7 protein-coding genes and 1 rRNA gene are annotated in these 10597 nt (G+C 45.6%); 3 read left to right on the top strand and 5 right to left on the bottom strand.

The window, feature by feature from the left end; all coding sequences use genetic code 11:
* Positions 1 to 14: 14 nt before the first annotated feature.
* Positions 15 to 128, top strand: a 5S ribosomal RNA gene (gene rrf, locus L3V43_RS12780).
* A gap of 554 nt (positions 129 to 682) precedes the next feature.
* Here the strand turns inward: rrf and hemN are convergent.
* Positions 683 to 2053 carry an oxygen-independent coproporphyrinogen III oxidase gene (gene hemN / locus L3V43_RS12775; protein WP_237116608.1) on the bottom strand — a complete coding sequence of 457 codons (1371 nt, stop codon included), beginning with the start codon at positions 2051 to 2053 and terminating at the stop codon, positions 683 to 685.
* A gap of 109 nt (positions 2054 to 2162) precedes the next feature.
* Positions 2163 to 4193, bottom strand: coding sequence for a methyl-accepting chemotaxis protein (locus tag L3V43_RS12770; RefSeq protein WP_102057645.1), 2031 nt, complete (start codon positions 4191 to 4193; stop codon positions 2163 to 2165).
* Between the two features lie 127 nt (positions 4194 to 4320).
* Here L3V43_RS12770 and L3V43_RS12765 point away from each other — a divergent pair, with 127 nt between their 5' ends.
* On the top strand, positions 4321 to 5118 hold the full coding sequence (locus L3V43_RS12765) for an NADP-binding protein (protein ID WP_237116609.1): 798 nt from the start codon (positions 4321 to 4323) through the stop codon (positions 5116 to 5118).
* Here the strand turns inward: L3V43_RS12765 and hutH are convergent.
* The 3 genes from hutH to hutC all read right to left on the bottom strand — a co-directional run bounded on the left by hutH (position 5110) and on the right by hutC (position 9243).
* Positions 5110 to 6642 carry a histidine ammonia-lyase gene (gene hutH, locus L3V43_RS12760; RefSeq protein ID WP_174170529.1) on the bottom strand — a complete coding sequence of 511 codons (1533 nt, stop codon included), beginning with the start codon at positions 6640 to 6642 and terminating at the stop codon, positions 5110 to 5112. The two genes, L3V43_RS12765 and hutH, sit on opposite strands and share 9 nt — an antisense overlap.
* A gap of 2 nt (positions 6643 to 6644) precedes the next feature.
* Positions 6645 to 8324, bottom strand: a complete 1680-nt coding sequence (gene hutU, locus L3V43_RS12755) for a urocanate hydratase (RefSeq protein ID WP_237116610.1) — start codon at positions 8322 to 8324, stop codon at positions 6645 to 6647.
* 157 nt (positions 8325 to 8481) lie between these two features.
* Entirely contained in the window at positions 8482 to 9243 is a 762-nt protein-coding gene (hutC, locus tag L3V43_RS12750) for a histidine utilization repressor (RefSeq protein WP_017217272.1), read from the bottom strand.
* A 111-nt stretch (positions 9244 to 9354) separates the two neighbouring features.
* On the opposite strand from hutC, the gene hutI reads away from it, so the two are divergent.
* Positions 9355 to 10578: an imidazolonepropionase gene (gene hutI, locus L3V43_RS12745; protein WP_237116667.1), complete on the top strand. Its 1224-nt coding sequence runs from the start codon at positions 9355 to 9357 to the stop codon at positions 10576 to 10578.
* Positions 10579 to 10597 lie beyond the last annotated feature (19 nt).

Below are 10597 nucleotides of genomic sequence, written 5' to 3'. Positions count from 1 at the left end.
GATGAACAGAATTTCCTGGTGACTATAGCGTTTTGGACCCACCTGACCCCATGCCGAACTCAGAAGTGAAACAAAACAGCGTCGATGATAGTGTGGATTACCCATGTGAAAGTAGAACATCGCCAGGGCCAAATAAGAGAAACCCGTTGCAGTAATGCGACGGGTTTTTTTGTTGTTTGGGGGTTATAATTTCGGGATATAGACAGCCTCACAAGCCAATCAACACATCGCGAGGTGAACTCGCTCCCACCACAATATCAGCACAGTGCAACATGCTAAGAGGCGGTTTACCCGCCGAGGGGTTGCAATGAAATTCCGAAAAAACCTCGCGAGGTAAACTCGCTCCTACCACAGTATAGGCACAGTGCAACATGCTGGGAGGTGGTTTACCCGCCGAGGGGTTGCAATGAAATTCCGAAAAAACCTCGCGAGGTAAACTCGCTCCTACCACAGTATAGGCACAGTGTAACATGGTGGGAGGTGGTTCACCCGCCGATGGCTTACAATGAAAGTTTCGGCTCAAAAATAATGTGGAACACCCATGTACATCAAAACCCGTTTCAACAATACAACGGTTTTTTTGCTGTTTGGGGTTATAGCTTTGGGGCGTAGATAGGCTCGCGAGGCACACTTACTCCCACCATAAACACAGTATTGTGGGAGGTTTGAGAGGGTTAGGTGGTTAAATAACGCGAGAGAAGCGGGTGTTTTTGACTTGGTTTCGTAAGTAAGCATCAAAGCACATGCAGATGATGCGAATAAACAAATTGCCGTTACTTGTGACTTTTATGGTGTGTTCATTCAGCTCTACCAGTCCATCTGCTGCTAGCGGCTCTAGAGCGTTAAGTGCTTGAACGAAATATTCGTCAAAATTTATATCATAACGTTGCTCGAACACCTTTTTATCTAATTCAAAGTGACAAATAAGCTGTTTGATCACAGCCGCGCGTATTTCATCATCACCACTTAAGGTTATCCCTTTAGTGAGCGCACATCTTTTATCACTTAAAGCATGATAATAAGGTTTTAACTCTTTCTCATTTTGCAAGATCATATGACCAATTTGAGAAATGGACGACACACCAAGACCTAACAGGTCGCACTTGCCATGAGTGGTATAGCCTTGAAAATTACGGTGTAGATGCCCTTCATTTTGCGCAACAGCCAGCTCATCGTCTTTTTTGGCGAAGTGATCCATACCGATGAATTGATATCCAGCAGTGGTCATCTGTTCCAGTGTTTGCTTAAAGATCTCAAGTTTTTCTCCCGCACTTGGCATGTCGGCTTCTTTTAGCTTTCGCTGTGCTGCAAATCTATCCGGAAGATGGGCATAGTTAAATACAGAGACTCTATCGGGAGAAAGCGCGATAAGTTGCTCAATCGTTTGCTTGTAGCTCTCTACTGTTTGAAATGGTAACCCATAGATCATATCCATATTAATAGATTTAAAACCGAGCGTTCTCGCTTCAGTTAAGATAGCCAGCACTTCATCTAGATGCTGTGGGCGGTTTACCGCAGCTTGTACTTCATCATTAAAATCTTGTACGCCAAAAGACACACGATTAAATCCGAGCTCGTGTAGGTGACGCATCATATTTGGTGCAAGTGATCTTGGGTCTATTTCAATACCACGCTGTGCACTTTGAGAGAAGTTAAATGCACTATTGAGCATTTCGATTAGACGTGTCATTTGCTCTGTAGTTAAGAAAGTTGGTGTACCACCGCCTAAATGAAGTTGTTCTACACGATACTCAGAAAATAGCAGCGCTTTTGCTGCGATTTCTTGTGCTAAGTAATCTAGGTAAACGTCAGCTTTGGATTGATGACGAGTAATGATTTTATTACAGCCACAGTAGTAACATAGTTGATGACAAAAAGGGATATGAATATACAGCGAGAGTGAACGAGATTTAGAGCCCGTAATAGCCGCTTGTAACTCTTTTTGGCTATAACCAGACTCAAGCGATAAGGCCGTTGGATATGAGGTATATCTAGGACCAGATATATTGTACTTGTTGATAAGGGAATCATTCCAAATAGGTAAATTAATCACGATACGCACTCTCGAGTTTTATTAAGAGTGTCAGTGTACTTTTTACCGTCTAGGTTAGATTTGCCTCAGATCAAAACACGCCGCGATTGCGACGTGTTTTGGTGTTTGATTAAAGCTTAAATTGGTTGACTGTTGAGTTCAGCGCCTTGGCTAAGTCGTTCAAGTCACGGGCTTCATCTGCCAGTACATTGGCGTGGTTGGCCGTGCTATTAACGAGCTCATTAATTTGGTTAAGACTATTGTTAATATCTTCTGCAACAACGGTTTGCTGCTCTGTTGATGTCGCAATTTGATGGCTCTGGTCTTGTACTGTCGTGACCGACTCTGTGATTTCTTTTAAGGCATCAAGCACGGCTTGCGTTTCCTCTACGGTCCCCTCTGCGCGGTCTTGACCTTGCTGCATCATCACTGAAGCTTGTTGTGCAATTTGCTGTAAACGAGAGATCATATTACGAATGTCATCGGTAGACTCTTGCGTGCGGCTTGCAAGCGATCTGACTTCATCAGCAACCACCGCAAAGCCTCGACCTTGCTCGCCCGCTCTGGCGGCTTCTATGGCGGCATTGAGTGCCAGTAAGTTCGTTTGTTCAGCAATACCGTTAATCACATCGATAACAGCACCTATGTTACTGGTTTCTTGTTCAAGTCCGGCAACCACTTTTGCGGCCTCACCAATATGGAGTGCTAGTTCAGTCATGACTTCTTGGGCTTGTGATGAACGTCCTGCACCTTCATTGGTAATACGTTGTACGACATCAGCGGCTTGGTTGGTCTCTTGTGCATTACGTGAGATTTCAGTCACAGTGGCTGCCATCTCGGTCACTGCCGCGCTTACGCTATCTACCTGTTCTTTTTCGCGCTGAATTTCGCTGTTAGTATTGTTTGATACTTCACGCAATTGGGCGGAAGCATTACTTAATTGTTCAGCTTGTGCTGCGGTATCGAGCATCATTGCTCTAAGTTTATCGATGAAGGTATTCATATGCAGCGCGAGTTGACCAACTTCATCTTTACTGGTGATATCGATACGTCTAGTTAGGTCGCCTTCACCTGATGCGATGTCTCGCATGGTTTCGGTAAGCGCTACAATCGGTTTGGTGATCATTTGCGTGGCGAGCAAGATCATTGCCACGATAATGGCTAAGATAATAATCAAGGCTGTGATTGTGCTCATTACGGCGTCATTTACAGGCGCTTCGATCAGCGACACCGGAATAAGTAGGCCAACGTGCCAATCCAATAGGGGGTTGTCTAATTTCACATTGTCATAAACAACATAATACGCTTCCCCTTTGAACGTGACTGTACTATTGCCAACGGGGTTACGCTTGATAGCGGCATTTAGAGCGTCAAAGCCTGATGTATTGGAAAACTGGGATTCAAGGCCATCTAAACCTTCTTTGCCTTTCTCGCCTTCATCTGTGGTAGAGAGTGAATGACCAGTACGCTTGGATAAATGCACAACATTTAAATCACCATCGAGCAAAAAGCCAAAACCTTTATCTTGAAACTTGATACGTTCAACCATATCGTTCAATTTATTGATCTGTAAGTCGACGCCACCCATGGCGACGAGTTTGCCGGCGTTATTGTAGATAGGTTGACGGATCACAGCAGACACCGCACCGGTATTGATATCGGTGGCAATTGGACCGACATACAATTTACCTACATCAAGCGTATCCTGCCACCATGGGCGCTGATAGGCGTAGTAAGGTCGACCATCTGAATATGCTGATGTACGATCATTTTCTTTAAAATATTCACCGGTGTTTGCTGAGGCAATAAAGGCTGAGAGAATATTTTCATCACCTTTGGCGATTCTAACTAAGTCTTCATTGACCTCTTGATAGTCTTTATCTTTAGTCAGATCGGCGCCACGGGTATTATAATTTTCAAACCAATGAATGTTGTGAGGCGTAGAAACAAAGGTTTCAACTACTTTACCGTATTGGCCAAAGAATGCTTCCATCGCCAATTTTTCGGCTTGAATATAGCTTTGCGTTTCTCGTTCAATTCCATCTCGAGAGAGCGTTGCAATATGGCTGACGAAAAAGCTTGATGCAATAATTAATAATACGGAAATGGTGCCGCCAATTAGCAGCAATATTTTCTTTCTAAGGGATAAATTCTCAAGCATGACACTTCTTATTTTTAGCTTATGCAAACGGTAATCAAACCATAGATAACAGGAGAACGCCACCGTTTGCGTTAACTTCTTTTACATAGATAATACAAGGTAACTTCTTGGTTAAGGTAATATTCATATGAAAGTATTAAATCGCAGTCTGGTGGTACTGGGCGCGGGTTGGCTCGGTGAAGCGTTGTGTCGCGAAGCTGAGTTGCAAGGGTGGCAAATAGAAGGCACCAGAACCCAAGCTAGCGAGATGCATAGCTGGTCAAGGCAGCTGGTCTTAACTGAAAATGGCACCTTAGCGCACTCAATTTCTTTACACAACGCGTATTGGGTGTGTGCGATCCCACCAAGAGCTAGGCATGTCGATAGTAACTATTTAGAAACGTTAGAACAGGCATTGTTACTTGCAAAGAAGATGTCAGCAGCAGGTTTCTTATTGTGTTCGACCACTGGCGTTTATAGCACCGAAAATGGTGAATATGATGAACAAGGTAAGTTAGCGGATAAAGCCAACCTGCGTGTTGATATACTAAGAACTGCTGAAGAGATGGTGCTTAACGCAGGCGGTAAAGTTGTGCGCTTAGCAGGTCTTCAAGGTCCCGGTAGGGAGCCTGGGCGATTTGTAGCAGGAAAAGCCTTGTCTAGCTCAGCGAATGGTAGAGTGAATATGGTTCATCGCGGTGACGTTGTTACTGCAATCAATACCGTGATCGTGCAGTGGCATGATGCTGCAGACATTTATAATGTTTGCTATCCAGCGCACCCCACGAGACAGGCGTTTTATCAATATCACTGTGAAAAGTTAGGGACTGAGATGCCAAGTTTCGCTTCGTCAAAAGAAGAGGCGCGAATTATCAAAGCCGAGCGTATTACCGAGCTCGGCTTTGCCTATCATTATCCGGTTGTTAATGAATCTGAGTTAGGCTGAAGGTAAGAGTTGTGCTGGTAGCAAGTGCGCCAGTGCAGCTTGACCCAATAACGCATTAGCACTTTCAATATCAGGTGCAAAATACCTATCTTTGTCATAAAAGCTCACGACTGCTCGTAATATTTGCTGAGCTGTAGCCACTTTGTCAGATGGCTTAAGTGGCGCTCTAAAATCTAACCCCTGCGCTGCAGCAAGATATTCAACTGCGAGTACACCTTGGGTGTTGTCAGCCATTTCCTGTAAGCGTCTTGCCGCAAAGGTTGCCATGGAAACATGATCCTCTTGGTTTGCTGAGGTTGGGAGGCTGTCAACACTGCCAGGATGTGCGAGTGTTTTGTTTTCAGAGGCCAGTGCCGCAGCAGTGACTTGCGCAATCATAAAGCCCGAGTTTACACCGCCATTGTTAACTAAGAAGGGAGGTAGTTTTGATAAGCTCGAATCAATAAGCAGTGCGATACGACGTTCAGCCAATGCACCAATTTCAGCAATGGCTAGCGCTAGGTTATCAGCCGCCATCGCGATAGGTTCTGCATGGAAGTTGCCGCCAGAAATAATATCTCCAGCATCAGCAAATACCAGCGGGTTATCTGTTACCCCATTGGATTCTACAAGGATCACCTCAGCGGCCTGGCGGATCTGAGTTAAACAGGCACCAAGCACCTGTGGTTGACAACGCAAGCAATAAGGATCTTGTACTTTTTCACAATCAACATGAGCATCACTTATTTCTGAGCGAGTTTGTAAGATATCTCTAAACGCCAGTGCGGTGTCGATTTGGCCTTGCTGACCACGGACTTCGTGAATACGAGCATCAAACGGCGAGCGGCTGCCCATAGCTGCTTCAATGCTCATTGAACCAACGACACAGCTTTGCGCATAAAGATCTTCTGCTCTAAATAGGCCTTGCAGTGCAAAAGCAGTAGATGCTTGTGTACCGTTAAGTAGTGCGAGACCTTCTTTTGCAGCTAAAGTAAGTGGTTCAAGCCCTGCTATTTTTAACCCATCGATGGCATCGATAAGCTCACCACGATAGCGAACCTGGCCTTCGCCAAGGATCGGTAAACACATATGCGATAGCGGTGCGAGATCGCCTGATGCCCCGACCGAGCCCTTCTTGGGCACACAAGGATAGACTTCGGCATTAACCAAGGCTGCTAAGAATTCAATTACATCTAAGCGGATCCCAGAGAAACCACGAGAGAGTGAATTGATTTTTAGCACCATCATGAGTCGAACGGTGCTATCGTCCATTAACTCGCCAATACCGGCTGCGTGCGACAGTACAATAGAGCGTTGTAGCAACTCTAATTCGTCTTTTGCAATTTTGGTGTTGGCCAGCAAGCCAAAACCCGTATTAATGCCGTAAACGGTGCGTCCTTCTTTGATTACTTGCTGAACTGTGTCTGCACTGTTAGCAATAGCGGCTTTCGCTGATTCGTCTAAGCTGAGATGAACAGGCTGTTGATTGATTTGTCGTAACGTGTTTAAAGTCAGTTGGCCTGGGATTAAATTTAGTGAGTACATACTTACTTTCCTTCCAGCATAGGTAAATCTAGTTTTTGTTCTTTTGCACAGTCTTTGGCTATGTCATAGCCGGCATCGGCATGACGCATTACACCGGTACCTGGGTCATTCCATAGTACGCGAGATAAACGGGCGTCTGCTTCGTCTGTGCCATCTGCCACAATAACGACTCCCGAATGTTGACTGAAGCCCATACCAACGCCACCGCCGTGATGCAGTGAGACCCAAGTTGCACCGCCAGCCGTGTTTAACAAGGCATTGAGTAACGGCCAGTCTGATACTGCATCTGAACCATCCATCATCGATTCCGTTTCACGGTTTGGACTGGCTACAGAGCCAGAATCTAAGTGATCACGACCAATCACAATCGGTGCTTTGAGTTCTCCATTTTTGACCATTTCGTTGAATGCTCGTGCTAAACGCGCTCTGTCCTTCAGTCCAACCCAGCAAATACGAGCTGGCAGGCCTTGGAATTGAATGCGCTCGCGCGCCATGTCTAACCAATTGTGAAGGTGTGGGTCGTCTGGGATAAGCTCTTTAACTTTCGCATCTGTTTTATAAATATCTTCAGGATCGCCAGACAGCGCAACCCAACGGAATGGACCTATGCCTTGGCAAAACAGCGGACGAATATAGGCAGGAACAAAGCCCGGGAAATCAAAGGCGTTATCAACCCCTTCTTCTAAGGCCATTTGGCGAATGTTATTCCCGTAGTCAGTTGTTGCGGCTCCGCGCGATTGCAGCGTTAGCATGGCTTGTACTTGCACCGCCATGGATTGTTTTGCGGCTTTTACAACTGCTTGTGGATCGCTTTCGCGAAGTGCGGCTGCCTGCTCCATAGTCCACGTTTGCGGTAAGTAGCCGTTTAATGGATCGTGCGCAGAAGTTTGATCGGTCACTACGTCAGGCGTGATATTGCGCTCAACCAATTCAGCATACACATCCGCTGCATTGCCCAACAGGCCAACTGATACCGGTTGTCCAGCAGCCTTAGCTTCATCAATAATAGCTAATGCATCATCAAGTGTGGTTGCCTTTCGGTCCACATAACGTGTGTTAAGACGAAAATCGATTCGTGACTCATCACACTCAACAACGAGGGCGCTAAAGCCTGCCATTGTTGCCGCGAGTGGTTGTGCGCCGCCCATCCCGCCAAGGCCACCCGTTAAGATCCACTTGCCTTTCGCCTCACCATTAAAGTGTTGCTTTGCCATTGCTACAAAGGTCTCGTATGTGCCTTGCACTATGCCTTGTGAGCCAATATAGATCCAAGAACCAGCGGTCATCTGGCCGTACATCATCAGGCCTTTTTTATCGAGTTCGTTGAAGTGATCCCAGTTAGCCCAATGTGGTACTAAATTTGAGTTAGCAATTAAGACGCGAGGAGCATTGCTATGAGTTTTGAATACCCCGACAGGTTTACCTGATTGCACCAGTAAGGTTTCGTCTTCTTCTAAGCGGTCTAACGTTTCGACGATTTTATCGAAGCATGCCCAGTCGCGAGCGGCGCGGCCAATACCGCCATAAACTACTAGTGCATTTGGGTGCTCAGCAACTTCAGGGTCAAGGTTATTCATCAACATTCGCTTTGCCGCTTCAGTAAGCCAGTTCTTTGCGGTAATGTCTGTACCTCGTGGCGCGCGGATCTCGCGGCTAGGGTCTAATCTTGGGTTGTCACTCATTCTGCTCTCTCCTGTTGTATATACAACCTAAGTGAAACGTCTAGTTGCTGCGATTGCTTAGTTTCACTAGGTTGTTAGTCTATTTGTATTGCATGACAACCGAGGCTGCCATGTCGTTTTGATTTATCTGCCGCGATATTTGGCGACACTTTATGTGTTACGACCTTTGCTTAAAGGTGAGATGACCACCTAAGCGATATTTACTGCCTGGCGAAATTAATCTTGCGAAGCTAACAATGCCTTTTGCAGACCAAGTTCGGCGGATCATTTGTAAACATGGCTCTTCATTATAAAGCCCAAGCCACTGGCAAACCTCTGGTGATGGCATAACCGCTTCAACGGTGTGTCTAGCCTCTGTGAGTGGCGCGACTTGAGATAAATATTCGTGAGGGGTAGTCAGTTCAAAGTTTTGGTCTAAATACTCCGGTGCCAACTGTGGATTGACAAAGCGCTCTTCGACTTGCAGTGGTTGTTCATTTTCATTATGTACAATTACGCTTCTGTAGACTGGCGCGTCCGCTTCTACACCCAGTGCAATGGCGATAGGCGCTACTGCAGCAATAAGTTCAAGCGTCAGTACGGTACATGAGTATTTGCCATTGCGTGCGTTGACCTCGTCGGCAATATTGCGGATCTCAAGTAACGAAGACTGAGATTTAAAACTGGCAACAAAAGTACCTAGACCTTGGCTACGAGTTAAAATTCCGGCTTCAGTTAGCTCGCTTAGTGCTCGTCTTGCGGTCATTCGGCTAACATTAAATTGGTCAGCTAACTCATTTTCCGACGGCACGCGCTCGTTTTCGAGCCAGCGCGCGGCGCGAATATTATCGATAATATATTGTTTTATCAGCGCAAATTTAGGAAGCTCAGGCACAGTTGTTGTCTCGAGTTCATATTTATGTAAATAAAGATGGCACACTTCTCTTGTATATACAAGTATCCCTGATAGACTCAATGGATAAATCTCGCAGTGAGCGAGTTTCTTTTAATGTGTTGGCATATGGATTTGATTTAGATTAGGACAAGTATGATGTTAGAAGCCGATTTGCTTATTATCGATGTCAATATTGCAACTATGGATCCCAATTTGGATACCCCTTATGGTGCGATAGAAAACGCAGCGATCGCTATTAAAGATGGCAAAATTAATTGGTTAGGCCCTCGTAGTGAACTACCTGAGGTTGACGCCATAGCAACCCCTATTCATAAAGCCAATGGCCAATGGTTGACCCCAGGGTTAATCGACTGCCACACGCATATTTTATTTGCAGGTTCTCGGGCCAACGAATTTGAGCAACGATTACTGGGGGCGTCATATCAACAGATTGCCGCGCAAGGTGGTGGTATCGCAAGTACCGTTAAGGCGACACGATTAGCAGACAGAGAAACGCTGTATGTTAACGGTAAGAACCGCTTGAATAGTTTACTCAAAGAAGGGGTTACCACGGTTGAAAGTAAATCGGGTTACGGCCTAGACGTTGAAAATGAGCTAAAGCTGCTAGAAATTAATCAACTACTTAATGAGCATCACCCGATTGATGTGCATAGCACGTTCTTGGGCGCGCATGCATTACCCCCAGAGTACAAAGACAATAGCCAAGCCTACATTGATTTAGTCTGTGATGAGATGCTGCCACAAGTTGCTTCGCGCCAATTAGCAACGGCTGTTGATGTATTTTGTGAGAACGTCGGATTTACCTATCAGCAAACTGAGCAAGTATTTACTCGAGCACAACAGTTGGGATTACAGGTTAAATGTCATGCTGAGCAGCTATCTAATCAACATGGCAGCGAGCTGGTGGCAAAGTTTAAAGGGCTTTCAGCGGATCATATTGAATATCTTGATGAAGCTGGTGTGGAAGCGATGGCGAGAGGGGATGTGACTGCGGTACTTTTACCCGGCGCTTTTTATTTCTTACGAGAAACGCAATTACCACCAATTGACTTGCTCAGAAAGCATAAAGTAGCAATGGCACTCGCGAGCGACTTCAATCCAGGTACTGCGCCTTTGTGCTCACTGCGATTAATGCTAAATATGGCATGCACATTATTTAGAATGACACCGGAAGAAGCGCTTAGCGGTGTTACGGTTAATGCTGCGAAAGCCTTGGGGTTGAGCGACCGTGGAGTATTGAAAGTTGGAACGCGCGCGGACTTAGCGTTATGGGACATTACCCATCCTGCACAGTTAAGTTATCAATTTGGTGTAGCGGACCTGTCAAATTTGTGGATCTTAGGTAAACTTAATCAGTAATGATCCTTTTATAAGCAAC

The organism is Pseudoalteromonas sp. L23 (genome assembly GCF_021728455.1).
Taxonomy (GTDB): Bacteria; Pseudomonadota; Gammaproteobacteria; order Enterobacterales; family Alteromonadaceae; genus Pseudoalteromonas.
The sequence above is the reverse complement of the archived record's forward strand: the minus strand, read 5'-3'. Positions and strand labels throughout refer to the sequence as shown.

What these genes read in the sequence shown, in the direction of transcription:
- hutI (WP_237116667.1), top strand. Translation starts at nt 9,355, where the DNA reads ATGTTAGAAGCCGATTTGCTTATTATCGATGTCAATATTGCAACTATG.
- L3V43_RS12765 (WP_237116609.1), top strand. Translation starts at nt 4,321, where the DNA reads ATGAAAGTATTAAATCGCAGTCTGGTGGTACTGGGCGCGGGTTGGCTC.
- L3V43_RS12770 (WP_102057645.1), bottom strand. Translation starts at nt 4,193, where the DNA reads ATGCTTGAGAATTTATCCCTTAGAAAGAAAATATTGCTGCTAATTGGC.
- hutH (WP_174170529.1), bottom strand. Translation starts at nt 6,642, where the DNA reads ATGTACTCACTAAATTTAATCCCAGGCCAACTGACTTTAAACACGTTA.
- hutU (WP_237116610.1), bottom strand. Translation starts at nt 8,324, where the DNA reads ATGAGTGACAACCCAAGATTAGACCCTAGCCGCGAGATCCGCGCGCCA.